General features: G+C 51.3%; 25 protein-coding genes. 4 read left to right on the forward strand and 21 right to left on the reverse strand.

Translation table 11 applies throughout. The features are described from left to right. The first annotated feature begins 4 nt into the window (after positions 1-4). The 4 genes from WG943_RS13805 (at position 5) to WG943_RS13820 (ending at position 3630) form a co-directional block, all read left to right on the forward strand. Positions 5-223, forward strand: coding sequence for a hypothetical protein (locus WG943_RS13805; RefSeq protein ID WP_340409856.1), 219 nt, complete (start codon positions 5-7; stop codon positions 221-223). Then, on the forward strand, positions 216-395 hold the full coding sequence (locus WG943_RS13810) for a hypothetical protein (RefSeq protein ID WP_340409858.1): 180 nt from the start codon (positions 216-218) through the stop codon (positions 393-395). Before WG943_RS13805 ends, WG943_RS13810 begins: the two co-directional genes overlap by 8 nt. 374 nt (positions 396-769) lie before the next feature. Beyond that, positions 770-973 carry a hypothetical protein gene (locus WG943_RS13815; RefSeq protein ID WP_340409860.1) on the forward strand — a complete coding sequence of 68 codons (204 nt, stop codon included), beginning with the start codon at positions 770-772 and terminating at the stop codon, positions 971-973. Next, complete coding sequence (locus WG943_RS13820; protein ID WP_340409862.1) at positions 973-3630, forward strand: hypothetical protein; 2658 nt, start codon at positions 973-975, stop codon at positions 3628-3630. Before WG943_RS13815 ends, WG943_RS13820 begins: the two co-directional genes overlap by 1 nt. Here the strand turns inward: WG943_RS13820 and WG943_RS13825 are convergent, their stop codons facing one another. The 21 genes from WG943_RS13825 to WG943_RS13925 form a co-directional block, all read right to left on the reverse strand. Next, entirely contained in the window at positions 3631-4179 is a 549-nt protein-coding gene (locus WG943_RS13825) for a DUF4468 domain-containing protein (RefSeq protein WP_340409864.1), read from the reverse strand. It abuts the gene before it with no gap. A gap of 256 nt (positions 4180-4435) precedes the next feature. Continuing rightward, positions 4436-5599 carry a hypothetical protein gene (locus WG943_RS13830; RefSeq protein WP_340409866.1) on the reverse strand — a complete coding sequence of 388 codons (1164 nt, stop codon included), beginning with the start codon at positions 5597-5599 and terminating at the stop codon, positions 4436-4438. Between the two features lie 782 nt (positions 5600-6381). After that, positions 6382-7326: a hypothetical protein gene (locus WG943_RS13835; RefSeq protein WP_340409867.1), complete on the reverse strand. Its 945-nt coding sequence runs from the start codon at positions 7324-7326 to the stop codon at positions 6382-6384. Positions 7327-7597: 271 nt separating this feature from the next. Further along, positions 7598-9910, reverse strand: a complete 2313-nt coding sequence (locus WG943_RS13840) for a sialate O-acetylesterase (protein ID WP_340409869.1) — start codon at positions 9908-9910, stop codon at positions 7598-7600. Beyond that, entirely contained in the window at positions 9911-10360 is a 450-nt protein-coding gene (locus WG943_RS13845) for a hypothetical protein (protein WP_340409870.1), read from the reverse strand. Next, complete coding sequence (locus WG943_RS13850) at positions 10360-10983, reverse strand: hypothetical protein (protein WP_340409871.1); 624 nt, start codon at positions 10981-10983, stop codon at positions 10360-10362. Before WG943_RS13850 ends, WG943_RS13845 begins: the two co-directional genes overlap by 1 nt. Further along, a complete protein-coding gene (locus WG943_RS13855; protein WP_340409873.1) occupies positions 10980-11363 on the reverse strand; it encodes a hypothetical protein in 384 nt (127 codons plus the stop codon). Before WG943_RS13855 ends, WG943_RS13850 begins: the two co-directional genes overlap by 4 nt. Beyond that, on the reverse strand, positions 11363-11869 hold the full coding sequence (locus WG943_RS13860; protein ID WP_340409875.1) for a hypothetical protein: 507 nt from the start codon (positions 11867-11869) through the stop codon (positions 11363-11365). Before WG943_RS13860 ends, WG943_RS13855 begins: the two co-directional genes overlap by 1 nt. Then, positions 11860-12156 (reverse strand): hypothetical protein, encoded by a 297-nt coding sequence (locus tag WG943_RS13865; protein ID WP_340409877.1) that lies wholly within the window; start codon positions 12154-12156, stop codon positions 11860-11862. The genes WG943_RS13860 and WG943_RS13865 overlap by 10 nt, the downstream gene beginning before the upstream one ends. A gap of 122 nt (positions 12157-12278) precedes the next feature. Beyond that, entirely contained in the window at positions 12279-13007 is a 729-nt protein-coding gene (locus WG943_RS13870) for a hypothetical protein (protein WP_340409879.1), read from the reverse strand. Next, positions 13004-14458, reverse strand: a complete 1455-nt coding sequence (terL, locus tag WG943_RS13875; RefSeq protein ID WP_340409881.1) for a phage terminase large subunit — start codon at positions 14456-14458, stop codon at positions 13004-13006. The genes WG943_RS13870 and terL overlap by 4 nt, the downstream gene beginning before the upstream one ends. Continuing rightward, the gene (locus WG943_RS13880) at positions 14433-14927 is read right to left on the reverse strand and encodes a DNA-packaging protein (protein WP_340409883.1); all 495 of its coding nucleotides are present in this window, start codon (positions 14925-14927) and stop codon (positions 14433-14435) included. The genes terL and WG943_RS13880 overlap by 26 nt, the downstream gene beginning before the upstream one ends. Before the next feature lie 117 nt (positions 14928-15044). Beyond that, positions 15045-15377, reverse strand: a complete 333-nt coding sequence (locus WG943_RS13885) for a hypothetical protein (RefSeq protein ID WP_340409885.1) — start codon at positions 15375-15377, stop codon at positions 15045-15047. Positions 15378-15385: 8 nt separating this feature from the next. After that, positions 15386-15541 (reverse strand): hypothetical protein, encoded by a 156-nt coding sequence (locus WG943_RS13890; protein WP_340409887.1) that lies wholly within the window; start codon positions 15539-15541, stop codon positions 15386-15388. A 10-nt stretch (positions 15542-15551) separates the two neighbouring features. Next, entirely contained in the window at positions 15552-15734 is a 183-nt protein-coding gene (locus WG943_RS13895) for a hypothetical protein (RefSeq protein ID WP_340409889.1), read from the reverse strand. 9 nt (positions 15735-15743) lie between these two features. Beyond that, positions 15744-16031 (reverse strand): hypothetical protein, encoded by a 288-nt coding sequence (locus WG943_RS13900; RefSeq protein WP_340409891.1) that lies wholly within the window; start codon positions 16029-16031, stop codon positions 15744-15746. 5 nt (positions 16032-16036) lie between these two features. Continuing rightward, the gene (locus WG943_RS13905) at positions 16037-16708 is read right to left on the reverse strand and encodes a hypothetical protein (RefSeq protein ID WP_340409892.1); all 672 of its coding nucleotides are present in this window, start codon (positions 16706-16708) and stop codon (positions 16037-16039) included. A gap of 15 nt (positions 16709-16723) precedes the next feature. Further along, positions 16724-16996 carry a hypothetical protein gene (locus WG943_RS13910; RefSeq protein ID WP_340409894.1) on the reverse strand — a complete coding sequence of 91 codons (273 nt, stop codon included), beginning with the start codon at positions 16994-16996 and terminating at the stop codon, positions 16724-16726. Positions 16997-17003: 7 nt separating this feature from the next. Continuing rightward, positions 17004-17258: a hypothetical protein gene (locus tag WG943_RS13915; RefSeq protein ID WP_340409896.1), complete on the reverse strand. Its 255-nt coding sequence runs from the start codon at positions 17256-17258 to the stop codon at positions 17004-17006. A 7-nt stretch (positions 17259-17265) separates the two neighbouring features. Next, a complete protein-coding gene (locus tag WG943_RS13920) occupies positions 17266-17904 on the reverse strand; it encodes a recombinase family protein (RefSeq protein ID WP_340409897.1) in 639 nt (212 codons plus the stop codon). Next, positions 17901-18335 (reverse strand): hypothetical protein, encoded by a 435-nt coding sequence (locus tag WG943_RS13925; RefSeq protein WP_340409899.1) that lies wholly within the window; start codon positions 18333-18335, stop codon positions 17901-17903. Before WG943_RS13925 ends, WG943_RS13920 begins: the two co-directional genes overlap by 4 nt. Positions 18336-18337: the final 2 nt, after the last annotated feature.

Below are 18337 nucleotides of genomic sequence, written 5' to 3' on the forward strand. Positions count from 1 at the left end.
TTTTATGAGCATGAAAAATGGGGTAAGCAGGGTAGAGGTACGCCTGCTGCCGCAACTGGAGCGCGAGCTGAAGGAAAAGGCCGCCGCTGAGAACCAGACCATCAACGCCTTCCTGCGCCCTTACCTGTGGGCCATCGCCAAAGGGAAGATTCACCTGGCCGCTGTCGTGGACAACGAGAAGCTGCTGCCTAAGAAAGCCTGTAACAGCTGCTGCCATGAGTGAGAGCGCCAACACCTCCAAAAGCCTGAAGCAGCTGTGCAATGAAGCCTATGCTTTGTCGGGCTACCTTAGAAACAACCCCACCGATGAGAAGGCTTCTGCCCTGCTGCACAGCACCACGCTGGAGATAAAGCAGCTGCAGGAAGCTACCAATCGAGAACCTTTAAACAGCTAAGTGAATGAGAAAGAAGAATTGGGTATTTATGAAGAAGGCCAATGACTGCCTCTACAGTAGGCGCAATGGCTACATAGGAAGGATAGTGCTTGGCTATTCTATTAGTTTGAGACTGCTAAATATTGACATCTTATAATGACTATAAAGAGCAAAATATTAAGAGGCGTCGCTGCAGGTTTAGTAGTGATCCTTCTGTTTGTCCCAGTAATGATCTTTCAAGTAGTAACTCTGCCATTTCATTGGGTTTTCACTATACCTCTTCAGATGGTCTTAGAGTGGACAGATTGGAATACAAGTTTGAGCTGGAGTAATTATAAAAGGAAAGCGGTTAGGCTTACCAAAGAAGCATTCACGTTTTCTTATCGATTTTACTAATGGATAATCTAACTAGGCAGGAAGCCAAAGACGCACTATTGCAAGGTAAGAAAGTGCGCCATAAATACTACACTCCTGAAGAATGGCTTAAGTTGGAGAACGGCACTCTTAAAACAGAAGATGGTTGCAGCCACGGTTCTTTCTTAGATGAGTTTTGGACTAAGTATCAAATATTCCCTGATGGATGGGAGGTAATTAACTAATGGCAGACGAAAAAAAGGAAGTGCTGCTGCGCATCCGCGTAGACGAGGAGGCAGCCAAGAAGAAAATAGTTGACTACCAAAAGGAGATCAACGCCACCAAAGCCGCCCAGCAGGAACTGGCCAAGGCCATCAAACTGGCAGGCGGTGCCACCGATGAGCAGACAGCCCAGCAGGTGGAGCTTAAAGCCAGGTTAAAAGACCTGACCGCCCAGCAGAACACCCAGATCAAGGCGCTGGAAAGGCAGAAGAAAGCTGACAAGGACGCAGAAGGTTCGGTAAATCAGCTGCGTGCTCAACTGGCCCTGCTCACCGACCAGTACAATGCCCTGTCCGAGGAGGAGCGCGAGAACACAGAGCTTGGAAAACAGCTGGAGGCGCAGACGCTGGCCATATCCGATAAGCTGCGGATGGAGGAACAGCAAATCGGTGACACCAGAAGACAGGTAGGCTCCTATACCAAGAGCATTCTGGAGGCTGTAGACGGCACCGGGCTTATTGCCACCTTCACCGACAAGGCAACACAGGCCAAAGCCGCCTATACGGCCACGCTGCAGCTCACACGGAATGCCATGGCAGGGAATGTGAGCATGCTCAAGCTGCTCCGCCTTGGTTTGGCCGCTACCGGCATCGGAGCAGTATTGCTGCTCCTGGGTGGGTTGGTCTCGTGGCTGACCAAGACACAGGAGGGCATTGACTGGGTGAACCAGAAAACCAAGGGCTTCACGACTGTCTTGGGTGTGCTGACCGATTACCTGTCTTCTATCGGCAAAAAGGTGATTGACTTCGTGGGCAGCTTCGAGGATTTGGGCGATGCGGCCGAGAAGCTGGGAAAACTCTTACTGGAAAACCTGATCAACCGCTTCAAAGGGCTGGCAGTCATTATCGATGGCATTATCAACCGGGACTTCACCAAGATACAAGATGGAGTGACGCAGGTGGGCACCGGCATCACCGATGCCACGGCCAAAGCCAAGGCCTTTACCAAAGAACTGAACGAGGCCCGAAAAGCCGGGGAGGCCATTGAGAAGGAGAACCAGCGCCTGAGAGAGTCGGAGCGTGCTTTGAACGTGGAGCGGGAAAGAGCCAACGCCCAGATTGAGAAGTATAAAATGGTGGCAGAGGACACGACTAAATCTGAGTCCGTACGTGCTGATGCAGCCCGCAAAGCCTTTGCCCTGGAAGAGGACCTGCGGGGCAAACAACTGAAGCTGCAGCAGGACAAGATCGCCAACATGATTGCCGAGCAGAAGCTGACCAATAACCTTACCGCAGATAACGATAAGCTGGCCGAGGAGCAGATAAAGCTGGCCGCCATCGAGAGGGACAGCATCGGAAAGTCTATTGAGCTGCAGAACAAACTCAATGCCTTGCGCCAGGAAGGTGCAGCCAAAGCACGAGAAGCCGCTATCAAGCAATTAGAAGCAGAGGCCGCGCTGCTGGAGGTTCGCACCCAGAATAGCCTGAATTCAGAAGAGGATATTTTAAACCTGCGCATTCAGATGCTGGACAAACGCCGGCAGATAGAGTTGAAGGCGGAAGGATTGACGCAGGCGCAGGTAAATGCTATCAAGGCCAAGTACCTGCAGGAAGAGGCGAACCTGCGCGAAGCGTTCCGAAATGAGCAGCAGGCAAAAGAGTTTGAGGAAACGGAGCGCCAGAGCAAGGCGGCGTTTGAGTTGTCCCAGAAGCTGCTGCAGCGTGCTTCCGAAAGGCAGGAACTAGACCTGAAGCAACGGCGTGCCAAAGGATTGGTTTCAGCGCAGGAGTATGAGCGGCAGCTGGAAACCATGAAGATGATGCAGCTGCAGCGTGAGTTAATGTTGCTAGAGCAGTTCGCCGGAAAGATTGCAGGACAAGAAGAAGCGATTGCCGCCAAAAGAATAGAAATCAGCAATTACCTAGCTGATAAACAGATTGAGAACCAGAATAGAGTAGAAGCCAATGCGCAGGCACAGGCGGAAGCAGAAGCAGATCGTCTTAATAGGCAGGCAGAGGAAACAGCTGCATTTGTTACCAATATAGGTGAGATGTTTGCATCTTCTTTGGATCAGCAAGGATTAGACTTGCAGAGGTTCGCGCAGGGCGTGCTGATGGTTACGATTGACGCAATAGAAAAAGCTGTACAGGCAGCTGCAGCTGAGGCAATTTTAAAAGCCACTGTTTCTTCAATGGCTTCGCCTGAGTCAGTGGCGACCGCAGGAACAGCGGGTGTTGTGAAGGCAGCGCTTTTAGCCGGTTTGATCAAAGGGGCATTCGCCATCTTTAAAGCTCAAATCAGCAAGGCTGTAAGTTCCCCACCAAAAGGAGGATTTGCAGAGGGTGGTTATACTGGCTCCGGCTATGGTGCGCCAGATCACTCAGGATACCGTGTCGCAGGCGTGGTGCACGAAGGGGAATATGTCGCTCCGAAATGGATGGTGAACCAAAACCCGGGTCTTTTCCAAAGCTTGGAGCAGCAGCGTGTGAGAGGCTACGCCACAGGCGGCTATGTGCAGCCGCCTGCCACCAGGCAGTGGCTTGGCGGCCAAAGCATGGCGGGATTCGACTACAACAAACTTGCGACGGCCATGAGGCAAGTAAATATTTACACTAAGGTTACTGATGTAAAAAGCGGCTTGGCGAAAGACGCCGCAACTGCCAGAATTGCCAACCAGTAATTACCAGTCACTGGATTGAGCGGCAGCTTCTTTTATGTTAGCCATAAGAGCAGTTGCCGCCTTTTCTATTTCTCGCTCAAAAGAGGCGTAACCAACAGACGGTTTACCTTTTTTGTTTACTTGGTTCTGAGGGGAGAGAATCTGCTCGGCAGGGAACAACCTTGTTTGAGGCTCACAAGGGCCATAGGCAGGCAGGCAGTACCGCTGCATGTGAAAGTCACTTAACTCTATACGATACCGCCCCTCTTTCATTTCCAGCTTCACAGTATACCACAGCTTCCTTTTTTCCTGAACCTTGCCATCGTCTACAATAATATCCTGCCAAGCTTTGCCGATCACTTTGTCTTTCGTATCCATCTGAATCACATCGTCGGCAGACTTGAATTGAACAGTAAAGAACTCCCGCAATCGCTGGTATAATTGCTCCTGCGTCAATCCCTCAGCGGAAACAACTTCGGAATAAGTAATTTTGCCATTCGCCACGGGTAGGTTATGCCCCATTACAGCAAGCGGCAGGATAAACAGCAGGGAGAGTATCAGTTTCTTCATGGGATTGTTTTGTACAATGGTAAGTATACGAAGATTGTAATATTTGGATTAAGCGCAAAAGGAAGGCGCATTTCACAGTAAATCAACTACACTTACTAAGTTTCATGTAGTATAACAACTCTAATATCCTACTGAAAATAAAACACCCCGAAGCCGAAGCCCCGAGGTGAAAAAAAATGCTTTTGGTTGCCACCAAATAAATGCGAAGTGCAAATATACATGTTCCCCTGATATCAGTTTCAAAAAACCTTATGTTTTACAGTCGCCACAGCTGGCACTCGGTCGGCCCCTCCCCTGTGAACTCTGTGATCTGGTTTAGGTAAAAATAGCCTTGGAACTGATCCAGCCAGATCGGAATGCTCGGGTCATACTCCTGCACATCCTGCACGTTAAGCGTAAAGTAAGGCGTAATGCCCTTGCACTTCTCCAGCACTCCCTGCAGGGAGGTGTAACGAGTAGGCAGCAACACTTGGAAGCTGATCGGGGTGAAGTCAAGCCGTAATGTAGGGCGTGTCTCAGCCTGGGTTCTCGTGAGGCGCAATGTAGCCTGCGCCTCCCCTCCTGTTACGGCAAGCCGGGGAGAACCTTTTCCCGCCTGGTAGAAGTCTCCTTCCTGCTGTCGCAGGCACCAGCCGTCCGTGGAGTCATAGCGCCCCTTTACACGCTCATAGATCGCCCAGCCTTCCCGCACCATCGGGTCGCCGCTGGCATTGTGCACCAGCACCCGCTCCCGATCTGCTGCGCCGTGCCCGTTACGCGCTGCAATGTCTGACACCTCATGGTCAAACTCCCGGCTTTCTAATGGAGAGAACAGCGGAACTACGATACCCCACCCTGATTCTGCAGAAGCAGCAAATGGGAGCTCCACCATGTTCTTCTCCCGCTCCAGTTGGGCATTGTCAACAGTCAGGTAGCTGTCGCCGTTCCCGCCAGTCTCGTCTTGCTTGTAGCGAAACCAGCTCTTCTGCGCAAAGTCCCCAAAGCGGTAAGACACCGCTACCTGCGGACTGCCCACGTACACCAGCTTATCACTCCAGTCCAGCGCTGACGCCTTGTTTTCTTCCAGCTTATTGAAGGGCGTAAAGTGCAGCGTGTTGCTGTAAGGCTCGAAAGTGACCATCAGGTCAAACAAAGCCCGAATGGATTTCAGAAAATCTTTTTGCTTGATATCAGGCAGGTTCAGCGCCACATCCCACTCTGTCTTGAAAAAAGCCTCCTCTCCCATCCGGTACCCGCGTGAGAACATGCCCAGCGAGCGCGGGGTGCCCAGGTCCTGCCAGTTGATCGGCCTGACCTCCAGCACCAGCTGGCTCAGGTCCTCGTGCGGCTCAATGCGAAACGAGGCTTTCAGGGAGTAGCTTCCCGGCATGGTCATCTGCAGCGTGTGCTTGCCCAGCTCCATGCCGTTGCGCTTGAGCACGATCCACAGCTCCGGTGTCATCACCGAGTCAATGTGCGTCATCGTGGCATCAGCCCAGACATCCAGCACGCCATAATCCGGCACGGTCAGGAAAGGGTTGAAGAATAGATCCACAGGCGGCGCGTCTGAGTACCTCCTAGTGCTTTGCCATTGCTGGCTGTGCAACGGTTTTTCATTGGAGAAGGGCAGCACCAGCTTCTCCCACAGCACATCGTCAACGCCTGAGTAGTTCACCCCAGCTTCGGCAAGCATCTGCTCAAACACCGCCTTTGCATAAACGGAGGGGTACATCTCCTCTGCCCACACCCCGGAAACATTAAAGGGCTTGCCGGTGGCATAAGGAGCATAGACAAACCCTTCGGTATTATTCGTGTTGGCGCTGACCGTGGCGGCATCGCGAACGTGGTTGAACCTGCTCATATCCAGGTCGCGAATGCTTTTATCCCCCAATCGCTCGAATAAGTCCAGAGAGCCTGAGAAAACCTGCAGCTCGTATCCGCTTTGTGAGGCCTCGCTTAGGTAAGCTTTCGGCAAGGGGAGTACTTCCGCCCCATCCTGCAAGACGCTCGCATCCAGCTTTGTATAGGGGATGTCTGTCAGTGAGCTTACGTCGCCCGCATTCCCCATGATCCTGTTATTATGCTCAGTGAAAGGCGCAGTCAGTGTGTTGGAGTAAGTGCTTTGCACAGTGTCCGGCTTAGTAATATCATTCGATTGCACTGTCACAGCAAAGATGGCCCCCGGCTCCAGGTCTACGCGCTCCTCGTTTATATACAGATCCATTATCTTCTAAGGGTATTGATCGGTGCTTTGGATATCTCAACGGTCAGGTCATAGCTGTTTCTTCCCAGAGGCATGGCAGGCACAGCGGCAGGCAGCACGTACACTTCCTCCGTGCTGTTGTCCGGGTGGTGGATCCATACCATAGGCGATGTGAACAGCTGCCACAGCGCCTGGTAGCGGTCGTAGCTCAGGTTGGCTGTGCGCAGCGTCATGGTTGGCTGCCCGGCTTTGGAAGCGGCTGCTTTCAATCCGTTGGCATAGCTGAACTCACCCGATGCCTCAGAGGCAAACGGCCTGTCTACTTTCCCGCTGAATACCCATGTATCGATGCCGCCCAAGTTGTTGAACCAGCGCAGGCACACGCCTTTGGTGCAGCCTGTCACCTCCACTACCTTTACCTCTGTAAAGATTTTAGGAGGGTAGGTACAGGCATTGGCCTGAGCGTTGCCTGGCGTGGCATTGGGGTTATAGTTATCCGCCTCCGGGTCGGTGCAGCCTAGCACTGGTTCAGGTTCAGGTTCTGGCTCAGGCACATAGCCGCATGTACTGCTGTTCTGCTCCACGACATTACCCCAGCGCTCTCCTCCGCTGCCATCTGCCAATACCTGTTGCAGATCGTAACCGTTGCAGTCGTTGCGCAGAAAGGTGCCGTCAGCAGGATAATTGGGACCGCATGCTATGGTAACCGGCTGCGTTTCGGTGTCTCCGTTTGCCCCGGTTACCCTCAGGGTATAGGTGCGGTTCTCCAGTCCCTCAATATAAATGTTGCCGCTCGTACCCGAAAAGGTGCCGCCGTCAAGGGTGTAGCCCTCTGGCCCGTCCAGCACCGGCAAAGCCTCCAGCGTGACGGTGTAGTCCTGGTTGATACTGGAGGAAAAGGAGCCGCTGACCACCCCCGCGCCGTTGGCACAGGAGGCGCTCGCCTGGATGTTGATTACTGCCATTTAGCTTTTCGTTTCTTTTAGTTATGCTTTAAACGTCTCGTAACAAGTGCCCCGCTCCAAATTCAGGTGTAAAGGGTTCCCACGTATTCCAGGCAATCGAGGCCGGGCAGCGAGCAGGGCACACACGCTATATTCCCAAAGGGCTTGTTTCATCTCTAAAATTCTGGTGAGGCTCATTTCTTGAAGGTCTCGTAACATTGCCCCAATTGTGGAGAGCAAAGTTGTGGTATGCGCTATGGTAATAGTAGGACGGGAAAAGTTAGGCTTCGGCTTATCTAATCAACTCCCCGGAGTATATCCTTTCCGCCAGGTCAATCCCCAGCGCCGTGTAACCCGCCGCGTTCATGTGCGTGTCATTTGGGGTGCCAGCGGCTTGATAAATAGGCGTGCTGTCTAAAGTTTTATAGTGTTTGTCCTCTGCTGCCACCTGTGTTTTTATGGCTCGAATATCGGCGGTATAAGGATAAGAAGAGCTGCTTAGATTAGCATTGATCAATACATCAATCCAGGGCAGGGCGTGGTTTAATTCCTCCTCTCTTGTGAGGTATATCAATTCTTTTAAATTCGCATAGTAAGCGTCTTTATCCGCCTGCGTGTCTGCATCGTTTTCCCCCTGGAACATAACCACACAAATGATCTTGGGCAGTTTTCCTGCTGCAATCAAGGCTGCTTTGGCAGCCTGCACAGCCTGCAGCATCTTTTCCGTGTGGTAACCCGTATTCCAATTGACTATTTGCGGCCGCCATTGATCGGCTAGTGAGGAACCGTCTAAAGCATATTTTATCAGATACAGTTCTTTCCCTGTCAGGTCTGCCAAGCGCTTCATCAAGGGCGTTTCTAAACCCATTCGCAAATTTGCGCTTCCGGCTGGCTGCTGGTTGTTGGTGGTGCTGAAGTTCAGCGGGACAAAGCCGCCGCCCTTTTCGATGTCCCAAATCTTGATATTGTCGAACGTGGTTTTATATTCGGCCGCGTAGTTGTTTTTATTATCCCAGCCTAGCGCGTTGCTTTGGCCTATCAGCAAGACAATAGGCGCGATATTGGCGGGTATTCCTGTAGCCGCTACCTGCCCTGCTGTGGCCGGCTGGCTGTACAGATCCAGCGTTACGGAATTCCCCACAACCTTTTTTAAAAGTCGGTTTTTTTCAGCGCCGAAAGGGTGATTATAGTGCAGCTCGTCTACGTGTCTGGCTATCGCGGTGCCGTTTGCATCTGCAAAGAAATTCAAAACATCATTTGCAGCGCTATTGCGCTTGAACTTGGTTTCTGACCCGTTATGGTAGCTGCCAGATGGATTTGTCAGGCTAAAGCCGCTTGCTGTTGCCTGCGTATCTTTGGCTGGAATATAGACGAAGCCTCTCCTGGTTGGCTTGCCGCTCCCCTCCCTTAGCCTCAAATCGCCATAGCCGGACGTGTGCGATTTAACACCGACCTCATCTGTGGAGAAATCATACAGCAAATCGGTAGTGTATGCGCTGTTGAAGACCCCATTATTAAACAGGCTTGCGGCTTCTGTGGTTTTGTTGCCCGAAAACACGCGCAAGCGGTGGTAAATCGTATCGTTAGCGGAGTTATTAGCAGCGCCTACCCACAGTTGGGTAGGCGCTGCGTTCGCCGCTGGGTTTTGGCTCGCGGAAACGAGGTTAACGCCATTCAACACCGCCTTGCTGTTGCCGGCCGTTGTGAAGTCTATGTAGGCCAATAAATGGTTTACCCCCTGCTTTGCGTTCGCGCCCACGGTGAAGTAATTCCAGGCGCTGCCTGTGATGCGCAACCGTAGCTGATTGCTGTTAAAGTGCATCATGCTACCACCTGCTATGTTGGAGTTCAGTATTAAGTAATTCGCGGCCGCGGCAATCTTAGCCTTAAGGTCGCCTAAGTGCTCAAACCATAACTCAACGGTAAAGCCTGTAGGCAACGATAGCCCTGTAAGCCTTGCCTCTGTTTTACCCATTGCCAGCTTCTTGCTGCAGCCTTTAGTCAGGTTGTAATGGTAGTTATCCTGCTTAGCCCATACAGAAGTATTAGCCGGAATAAATAAGGGCAGTTGGCTGTTGGCTATGTTGTACAACACCGCGCCAAAACCCTCTGCTACAGGGCAATTTACAAACGGAGTAGCTTCGCCTGTGTGCGTGATCTTCAGTCCGTATAGTTTGCCTGTCCCCACGGCCAGTACACCGTCTGCGGAATATGTCGGCATAATAGAGCCTGAAGCTACTTCGATGGTGTCGGTGCTGACCAGCCCCGCAACATTAAATGTCGTGGCTGTCGTTATTTCCAGACAGTTGCTATCCACCAACTGCAAATTAACGTCCGTTCCTAGCACCTCCGTTCCGGCCTGGTTGAAGCCCTGCGCGAAGTAGCTGTACTGCTCTTGCTCCGGCTGCGCCTCCAGGGTGGTGAAGCTGGCTGCCTGTCCCGGTGCGCTCTCGTTTCCGCTGTCGTCTACTGCCGTGAAGTAGCAATTGCCGGAGGTGCTGGCGACAAGTCCTGTGCGGGTGAAGGATGGTTCTGCGAGTAATTCAGCGTTAAGCTTGATAAAGCCCGATCCTAGATTTTCGTAAAAGTTGTATCCCTGTACCATTTATTCGTCTGTTGAAGTATCTGCCGTGGCCGTGTAGCCGGTTTCAGTAATGTTTGATATGATTGTGCCCTGCGGCGCGGTTGGTGGCGTGGTGTCCGGTGTCGGAGCTTGGCCACCTAGCAGGTAAACGTTGAGTTGATGCTGCGAGGAGAAGGCCGGGTGCGTGCCGTGCTGGTTCTCAGAGATAGCGGTGAAGTTGCTACTGAACTCTGGCAACTGCTCTGCTGCCACCTTGCCATCTACCAGGTCAGCCTTGCCTTCTAGCATTGCCATTACCCATGCCTTCAGGCGTGTGACAACAGCTTTTAGCAAGGCGCGGTGCTTCCTGCCGCTGGTCTTGTTTTCATCCAGCTTTGACTCATCCGGGAAAACCTTGATGGTGTTGTCGATGGAGCCGGCTGTGCTCTCATCGGCCAGTAGCTCATCCAGTAATTCTAGTTCTGTCGGCATTAGTTATACTCCAGTTCGTTATATTCTAAGACATTGTATTCTAAGGTGGAGGCCTGCTCCGTTGCCCTGTACTGGTTGGTCAGGCACACGTTGATGTACCTGGTACCCGCCAGAGGCTCCGGCACGTGGATGTTAAAGCCCACCAGCATGCTGCGCTCATGCACCAGATCGGAGCGTATGCCCAGGGTCTGCCTGCGTGCGTCCAGGTACTCGCGCTCCAAATACACCATCTGCCGGGTTGAGCCTACGCCCATGGAGAGCTGCAGCGGGTACTCCCCGAAAAGCCTGGGCACCTCCATTGCTGTGGCAAACTTTGGCAAGGCGTCTATTGTCTCCGGAACATCTAACACCGGATCAGCCTCAGTCGCGCGGTTCTGGTTGGTCACGCATACCTGCATGCGGTGCGTGCCCACCGGAAAAGGCCCCGATTCTGTCAGCCACAGCAAGCCTCTCTCAGGAATGAGCGTTGAGCGGATAGCCAGCTGATTGCCTGCTATATCCGAGTACACCCGCTCGAAGTACAGCGCCTGCACCACACTTGGGCTAAGGCTAATGGCCAGCGTGAGCGGGTAGCCTTCCCAGGCCATTGCCCTATCGAATCCGGTGGCAAACAGCTTGCTCAAATCGTGTAGCCTGAATAGTCCGACACATTGTAAGGCAGGGCCGCAGCCACCGCATGGCGCACGTTTGCGCTATCGTCCAGCACATTGCCCTGGGCATCCTCCAGCACGCAGTAAAAGGCCACAGAGGAACCGTGGGCAGGCTCTACCGTTAAGGCACCTGCAGGTATGGTGAGCTTCATCTGAGCACGCAGAAAGCCGCTCACATCAATACTCACCTCGCCTTGGCGCTGACTGGCCCTTGTCTGGCTCAGCGCCTCTCCTTGCGCATTGCAGATAACCGCCTTCACGTAGGCGCTGTCAGTAGCGATGCGGTATACCACCGGGTTAGGCATGCGCCCACCCACGGGGCTAAAGGTTGCGGGTCTCTCCAGTATCTCCATTAGGCTGTTGCTTCAAGTAAGTATTCTGCTATCTCTGCGGTGTAGGCCTCGGTAAGCAATGCCTCCACCTGCTCTATCAGTTTATCGTTGATCACACCCGATATCACGCCGGTGTGCTGCCTGTTGCGCCAGGGCTTGCCCCCTTCCTCATGCAGTTTCCTCGATATGAAGTAGGCGAGTGTGCCTTCGTCTATCGGCATGCCGTTTCTATCCTGCCCCCTGGGCTCAATCCCTTCCTCCCGGATATAGGCCAGCACGTAACGTCGCACCGCACCGTCTCCGTTATTGACCGTGGGCCTTCTGCCGGTCTCCTGCGTGTAGAGGTACTCCGAGCCGTAGATACTGAACTCGGTATCAGTCAGCTCATAACCCACAGAGGCGGCCAGCTTCTCGCGCTCGGCTCTTGGCAGGTATTGCCCGGTGTCGGTGGTGGCGATGCGCTCGGATAGCTGGCTGACCAGTTTCTCACCCAGGCGGTCCAGTCTTAGCTTGGTGGCTAGAAGCATAGGTTTATGGGCAGTTTAAGCGTGAACTCACAGGCAATGCCGGTTAGCTGGTGCACGGTGTAATTGCGAACCAGGGAATCCCGCACGGTGATATCGCCGATTCCGTCTTCCTCCTGCAGCATACTCAGGAACTCCGCCGATGCAAGCTCCTGCCGTTTGTAGATGGCCTGCAGCTCAGCGCTCGCTGTATCCTCCCCGCCTTGCTCAAAGAAGCCAAGCGCGATGTTGGCGGTCTTATTGCCCGACTCAATGTTTCGGGTGCCTGCAATCGGGTCCAGGTGAATCACCGGATAGCCGTGGTCTTCCACAGCCTGCTTCAGGCTTTCGTCATTGCCGCAATGGAAGTGCCCGGCCCCGTTCAGGATGCCGAGCGCCACTTGCTTGATCAGGTCTTCTAAGGCTGCGTAGGTCATTTGCCGCTTATTATCTCGCTGTATTTCTTCTCGTAATCCGATTTCTCAGAGTCCACGCACAAAGCCGTGTAAAACACGTAGGCCGGTATCTCCAGCAGTTCGGCTGCTTTGGTCAAATCACCGTCGCAGTAGTTTAATAGCGTCGGGTAAAAGCCGTACTTCTCAAACTTCTCGATGCCTGCCAGTAGCTGCTCTGCCTCCGGCTCTTTGTCCAGTATCGGGCTGTAGCGCTTGTCTATTCGCTCGATCTCTGCCAGCACGTGGTACACCACGCCCAGCACCTCGGGCAAGGGCAGCGCCTTGGCCTGATCCACCAGTTGCTGCGGGAATCCCGCGCCGCTGATAGCCAGCAAGGCATTGTAATCGTAGGGCCAACGGTACACCGCATAGATGAAAGGGAAAGCCTGCTCTGGCAGCTCCTCATTCAGGCGCAGGTACTGGCGGCATAGTTCCAACTGCCCTATCGCTGTAGCCCCCAAGTCTGCGGGCATCCACTCTTGCTTGACAGCCTCGGGCTTTGTCTGCAGCAACCCGCCGATAAGCTCGGCCAGCAGGTGCTGCGAGTGCTCGTCTGCCTGCTGGAACTCTTCCAGCTTCAGGCCTGCAAGCACGCATATAGCCGCTGTCATGGAGCCTGCCATGGCCTGCATGTACTCGCCTAGTGTCACTTCCTGCCATTCGGTCTTACAGGCGCGGTAATCGTTGTTAAGTCTATAGCCTATCATCGTTTGACTGTCTTGGCTTTGAATTTCTTTCCTGCTGGCTGGTGTACCCTGTTGATGGCTTGCACCAGATCATCTACCATATCATCATGGGCAGCGAGCGGAAAGGCGGCGCATTGCCCTAAAAAGTTATCGTTCCAACTACCATCTATCAGCACCACGCGCCCAGCCTCCACAAAAGGAGAGATGGCATTCACGCGGCTATCCTTATCGCTGTCAGGTGCAGGAGCCTCTACTATGTTGAGCGACGTTTCGCGCTTCAAGGTCTGCACCGTGCTCTTGCCGGATGCTTTCGGCTCTATGTGCAACTTGCTCTGGTTGGAGTAACCGTTGCGCATGGCAAAGGCTGGCAGCTCCTTCACCAGCTCCGGGAACTCCAGCCAAGCCTCTTGCACATCCCGTATGTACAGGATAGGCTCCATGTAGCAGCTGGCCATAAAGGCACTCGGGTCATTCTTCTGATCCTGCGTATAGGCCGTATCGGCATCAAACTGCCAGACAACCGGTTTGCCCAGTGTGCGCTTCTGAAACTCCTCCCAGGTGATCTTTCCAAACCATGCCTTCTTCAGCTTTCCACCCCCGTCCGGAGTAGGTGTCTGCCCGATCTGACCTGCATAGCCGTAGCTGCCCAGGTCTTCTTTCAGTTTATCCAGTGCTGCCCTATCCAACCTGTTCACATCCATCAGACCGTTTACATAGTACCTGCGCACTCTTTCCGGCTTCACATGCTCCGAAAGTTCACCCGGCAGGCAGATGTGGTTTACACTCTTCTTTTTCTTCAGCCAGTCCCCTGTTGGGTCTGACTCATGTAGGCGCTGCATGACCATGATAGTGACAGTGCGCTTCTTGTTGGTCTTTCTGGTGGAGAGCGTGGTACCAGAGAAGCGGTTGGCTGTCTTCCGGGCATTGCTGCTCTCTGCCTCTTCCGGATTAATGGGATCATCATTGATGATAAAGTCCCCGTGCATACCCGTTACCCTACCTCCGGTTGAGGTGGTGAAGCGCTCCCCCTTCTTTGTATTCTTAAAGGCAGACTTACCGTCACTGTCTTTCTTGAACTCGATCAGTCCAGGATAATAGCGTTGAAACTTGTCAGACTTCAAACAGTCCCTGGTCTTCACCGCATGCGCTATACTTAAATCAGCTGCATAGCTGGAGGAGATCAGGCGTATGCTCGGGTCTTTCACCCAAAGCCAGGCTGGGAACAACTGCGTGACAATGGTAGACTTCGAAGAGCCTGGCGGCACGTTGATGATCACATCATCCTGCGGCAGCCCCTTGGCCCATGTCTCATACACTCTCTGCAGTTCATCGCATATGAACTTGATATGCCAGTTTGGCACCAGCTCCACCGCCTCTATCGTGTCCCAGAAATCCCGAAAGAACTCATAGAAGGACTCCCTGCAGAGTGCCGCGTTAACGGCTATGTCAAAGCTGCTCTGGCTTTCTTCCATACTTGAGCTCATACAGCTGCTCATAACTCAGGTGGCTCAGGTCCTGCTGCTTTGTTTCCACCTCGCCTGATATCTCCTTCTTGTCTGCAAGTCCTAAATCCCGCGCGATAATGCTGGCGTTAAAAGTGCCGACAGCGGCCCCCTCGAACTTCTGCGTGTAGATGGTTTCCTCTATGCGTGTAAGGACTTCGGAAAAATCTTCGCGTCCTGCCTTCTTAAAATCATTAAAGTACTTTGTGTTCACATCCAGGTACAGGCACAAGCCTGATAGCGTGTAAGGTCTCTGGGTAGGTCTGTCAACTTCAAAGGCATCCTTCCCTACCCAGTCCTTCTTTATCCACGGGTGTTTATCGCACCACTCAAAGTATTCACAGGCGGCCTCCCACAGCAAGTCAGGAGAGGCAAAAAGCTTGTCTCTTCCGTGCTTGCTTCTCAACTTCCAGAACTGATTTCCCTTTGGCGCTGCCATATAGTTTACTTACTATAAATTACCTAACAAATATAGTAAATTAACTAAACATTCAGGCAAATAAAAAGAGGCTAAGAATTCTCACCCTTAGCCTCTTCATCCGGTTAACTTTTCATTTCACACCATCTGGTCTGTGGTGGCTGGTATATTTAAATTCTCCCTCTTCACGTAAACCTTTATATACTTAACCTCATGCTCTGGACTTTCTCCATCCAGCTTGAACTTCTCGTTATAAGCGTCAACTAAATCTTCAACTGTTAGAAACTCTCGCTCATCATTGTCAATGAAATAATAAGAGCGAGACTTGGTTATGCCTGTACCGCACTTGGTTTTGTTAGAAATTGTCTCCATCTGAAGGCCTAACTCATTATTGCGCATTAGGGTATGGTGCTGGTTACGCATGTTCAATGATCTAACAAAGTCAAAGCGAATGTCATCAGCGTGTATCATATATGACTTTAGTATTTCGGTTTCGATTTTGCTTTGCGTTTGGCTCTGTTTTTACGCCTTGTTTCTTCTCTCTTTTTGCGTATATCCATTGCCCACTTGTCTGTATATTCCTGCTTGGTTTCGCTATCGTTGTGGAATATTTTATTGTATAAAAGTCTTGGCATAAAGCATTAGTTAAAGGCGTGGTACATGAGTATCTATTTTACCTGCAAGACAATTCTCAATCATTGCCTTTGCCTGAACAATATCCCTGTCCATAGATGTTGTTTTGCTCTCTGACTTTAGCAGTCTGGATACAAGCCTTAGCGTGTCCTGTATGTGTTCTGCTTGGAATTTGTAGATGGTTAGTTCTTCCATATTCAATTATTAGTTTTTGATGAGCTTGTAAAACCTAAACCATGATTTTCTACCACTTAAAGTATCTCCATTCTCTATATAAAGAGCGTAATCACCTTTAACATCTAATATCAAAGCATCATAGGTTTTAGGCTCTCTGAATGGGTTGTCTTCGTGTAAGACATATCTCCAAACTTGACCTGCTTTAACTTCAAAATCAGAATTCATTTCTGGCTGATTTTTAGGTATTAAGAAGAAAGCTGATACTGCAAGCAAAACTGCCATTAGCAGTACAAAGGGTAAATTGTCATTTCTCATTTTTCTTAGTTCGATTGATCTGTTTTCTTAAAATCTACAACCCATACCCATGGGTTTGCATCCCAACTTTCTTTGCCGTTTATACTTATCCAAAGAGTTTTGAAAGAGACTTTAGCTGATTCTAGTGGAGCTAAATTTTTACCGCTGTAATCTTTCCATCCTGAGAAACCGCCTGGTACAGCATCTACCCAAAGTACACCTTCAGCAATGGCATCTTCTTCAGTAATATCATGCAGGCGTTCTACTCTGATGTTAGGGATTTCAAGCTTAATGCGGCATGCTTCTTTAGGCATGTGTATTGAAGGCTTCCACTTCATCCGGTTAAAGACTTCAGGCAACCATTCCTCCATTTCTTTCTGCCTGTATAGGTAAGGCTCTTCGAGGCTATCGCTGTAGTCCCATGCCTCTCTTACCCAAAGCCTGTCACCTATTTGACCGTAAGGGCATTTGATGCCGCAAAAAGATTCACGGAGCTTGCCATCTACCACTTTGAAATGCACCATCTGCCCGTTGTCGGTTATAGATGCTTTTATATCTGGCTTGCTCATTGTTGAATCAGAAAGTCCATGTTTAACGACACGTCTGGTTTGTGTCTTTGTGCCATCTACTATTGCCTGCACCATAGGAGTGCTGAACAGGATTGGCCTTTCTTTGATTTCTGTAGCTGTTGTTGTCATGGTTTTAATCATTAGTTATTCGGTTGCTTTCTTAATTGCTTCTTTCGCTAAGGTATAAGCAGGTTGCCCCTTTGCATTCTTAACTATATGCTCAAAGTCATTAAGCAGAATCTCTAAAGCGTCCAGTAGTTCTGGTGCTGCCGCTGCCAGTTTCCCGTTGAAATGTGCAGCACTACACTCATCTTCATCCAGTAGGTTAGTGGCTCCGTAATGGTCGCCATCATGCAGTTGGCTATAGCCTGAATATTCGATATGATGCCAAGGTGCAGGTGTATGTTTATGTTCCATTTAATTATTAGTTATTCTTTGCTCGTGTAGACCACACACCACCACAATTGCCACACTCGTCATAATTCTTTTTCTTCATCGCAAATCTGCAATTACACGGAGAGGTTATTATTGAAAGCTCCTTTTGTTTTTCTGCTTTCCAATCACCTATCATTGTGGCGAGTTTATCTTTCTGATGCACGTTATCCGTGCTGATTTCTGAAAGCGTGGTTTCCATTTCCTCTAAAAAGGCAATGTCTGACGTTAGCTGCTTCTTGCTCATTTTATCTTCAGTTTTTTTGTGACAGTATTGCTTTTACTTTTTGTACCGTATTGCTGGAGACGCCGCATATTTTGGATATCTCCCGTATGCTGTAATCCTTATCGCTGTTGAGGTAGTAGACCACCCGCTTCTTCTCTTTCAGGAACTGATCCACCGGCTTTACAGAGCCTTTCTTCCTGCCCAGCACCTTGCCTTTGCGCCTCGCCTCTTCTAGTCCTGAATGAATGCGTTCAATGATCACCTCCCGCTCCATGCGTGCGAACTCAGCCAGCAGGGTAAACATCAAGTGTGCGATGGGATTCCTGCGGCCATCTGGTGTCAGGGTCTCCATGTTGAAGTTGAGCACATAGACTGATATGCCAAGCTCTGTCAGTTCCTCCAGCACCTGCAGCACCTCCGATGTTTTCCTGCCCAGTCGTGACACCTCGCAGACGATCACCTTGCTTACCTGCCTGGTGCTTGCCAAAGTGAGCAGGTCCTGTATGGCTTTGCGCTCTTTGTTGCTTTTTGCGCCGCTGACCTTCTCTGCCAGCGTGGCTACGATGGTGTAATTCTGGGAGGTGCAGTAGTCGGTCAGATCCTTCACCTGGCGTGTGTAGTCCTGCCCTCCCTTGCTGACTCTGGCGAATATGGCTACCTGTGTCATGTCTCTTTAAATTGGATGGTTTGATTAATGGTTTTTAAAGCCTTGGGTTTAAGCAGCTGCTCCGGGGTGAAGCGCAGCACCATGATACCCATGGCCTGTGCGGCATTGTATTTTTCAAGATCATTGACATAGCCTTTGCCCCTGGTATGCCTGCCCTGCGTCCAAACACCGCCCTCCACTTCGATGGCGATGTTGCTCTCAGGCAGGAAGAAGTCAATGCGCCATTTCCTTTCAGGGTGAAAGGCATGCTCTGCGATCACCTGCTGGCCTGTCGCCTGCTGCAGCTTTTTGATCCGGTGCTCCTGCTCTGCCTGCTCCAGCTGGATATCAGCGGCGGACTTCTTGCGGGTGATCTTGGCTTTGGCTTTGCCGCCGCTAGCGAAGTACTCCCGTGCCTCTGCTGCGGTCATGACTTCTTTGCTTTTGGTCATGG

The sequence above is a fragment of the Pontibacter sp. H249 genome (assembly GCF_037892465.1).
Lineage (GTDB): Bacteria > Bacteroidota > Bacteroidia > Cytophagales > Hymenobacteraceae > Pontibacter.

Excerpts from the sequence above, each read along its gene's own strand:
- WG943_RS13885 (WP_340409885.1), bottom strand. The coding sequence starts at position 15,377 with ATGATACACGCTGATGACATTCGCTTTGACTTTGTTAGATCATTGAAC.
- WG943_RS13835 (WP_340409867.1), bottom strand. The coding sequence starts at position 7,326 with ATGGCAGTAATCAACATCCAGGCGAGCGCCTCCTGTGCCAACGGCGCG.
- WG943_RS13805 (WP_340409856.1), top strand. The coding sequence starts at position 5 with ATGAGCATGAAAAATGGGGTAAGCAGGGTAGAGGTACGCCTGCTGCCG.
- WG943_RS13820 (WP_340409862.1), top strand. The coding sequence starts at position 973 with ATGGCAGACGAAAAAAAGGAAGTGCTGCTGCGCATCCGCGTAGACGAG.
- WG943_RS13840 (WP_340409869.1), bottom strand. The coding sequence starts at position 9,910 with ATGGTACAGGGATACAACTTTTACGAAAATCTAGGATCGGGCTTTATC.
- WG943_RS13895 (WP_340409889.1), bottom strand. The coding sequence starts at position 15,734 with ATGGAAGAACTAACCATCTACAAATTCCAAGCAGAACACATACAGGAC.
- WG943_RS13870 (WP_340409879.1), bottom strand. The coding sequence starts at position 13,007 with ATGATAGGCTATAGACTTAACAACGATTACCGCGCCTGTAAGACCGAA.
- WG943_RS13845 (WP_340409870.1), bottom strand. The coding sequence starts at position 10,360 with ATGCCGACAGAACTAGAATTACTGGATGAGCTACTGGCCGATGAGAGC.
- WG943_RS13925 (WP_340409899.1), bottom strand. The coding sequence starts at position 18,335 with ATGACCAAAAGCAAAGAAGTCATGACCGCAGCAGAGGCACGGGAGTAC.
- terL (WP_340409881.1), bottom strand. The coding sequence starts at position 14,458 with ATGGAAGAAAGCCAGAGCAGCTTTGACATAGCCGTTAACGCGGCACTC.
- WG943_RS13905 (WP_340409892.1), bottom strand. The coding sequence starts at position 16,708 with ATGACAACAACAGCTACAGAAATCAAAGAAAGGCCAATCCTGTTCAGC.
- WG943_RS13910 (WP_340409894.1), bottom strand. The coding sequence starts at position 16,996 with ATGGAACATAAACATACACCTGCACCTTGGCATCATATCGAATATTCA.
- WG943_RS13855 (WP_340409873.1), bottom strand. The coding sequence starts at position 11,363 with ATGGAGATACTGGAGAGACCCGCAACCTTTAGCCCCGTGGGTGGGCGC.
- WG943_RS13810 (WP_340409858.1), top strand. The coding sequence starts at position 216 with ATGAGTGAGAGCGCCAACACCTCCAAAAGCCTGAAGCAGCTGTGCAAT.
- WG943_RS13815 (WP_340409860.1), top strand. The coding sequence starts at position 770 with ATGGATAATCTAACTAGGCAGGAAGCCAAAGACGCACTATTGCAAGGT.
- WG943_RS13900 (WP_340409891.1), bottom strand. The coding sequence starts at position 16,031 with ATGAGAAATGACAATTTACCCTTTGTACTGCTAATGGCAGTTTTGCTT.
- WG943_RS13915 (WP_340409896.1), bottom strand. The coding sequence starts at position 17,258 with ATGAGCAAGAAGCAGCTAACGTCAGACATTGCCTTTTTAGAGGAAATG.
- WG943_RS13920 (WP_340409897.1), bottom strand. The coding sequence starts at position 17,904 with ATGACACAGGTAGCCATATTCGCCAGAGTCAGCAAGGGAGGGCAGGAC.
- WG943_RS13825 (WP_340409864.1), bottom strand. The coding sequence starts at position 4,179 with ATGAAGAAACTGATACTCTCCCTGCTGTTTATCCTGCCGCTTGCTGTA.
- WG943_RS13860 (WP_340409875.1), bottom strand. The coding sequence starts at position 11,869 with ATGCTTCTAGCCACCAAGCTAAGACTGGACCGCCTGGGTGAGAAACTG.
- WG943_RS13880 (WP_340409883.1), bottom strand. The coding sequence starts at position 14,927 with ATGGCAGCGCCAAAGGGAAATCAGTTCTGGAAGTTGAGAAGCAAGCAC.
- WG943_RS13890 (WP_340409887.1), bottom strand. The coding sequence starts at position 15,541 with ATGCCAAGACTTTTATACAATAAAATATTCCACAACGATAGCGAAACC.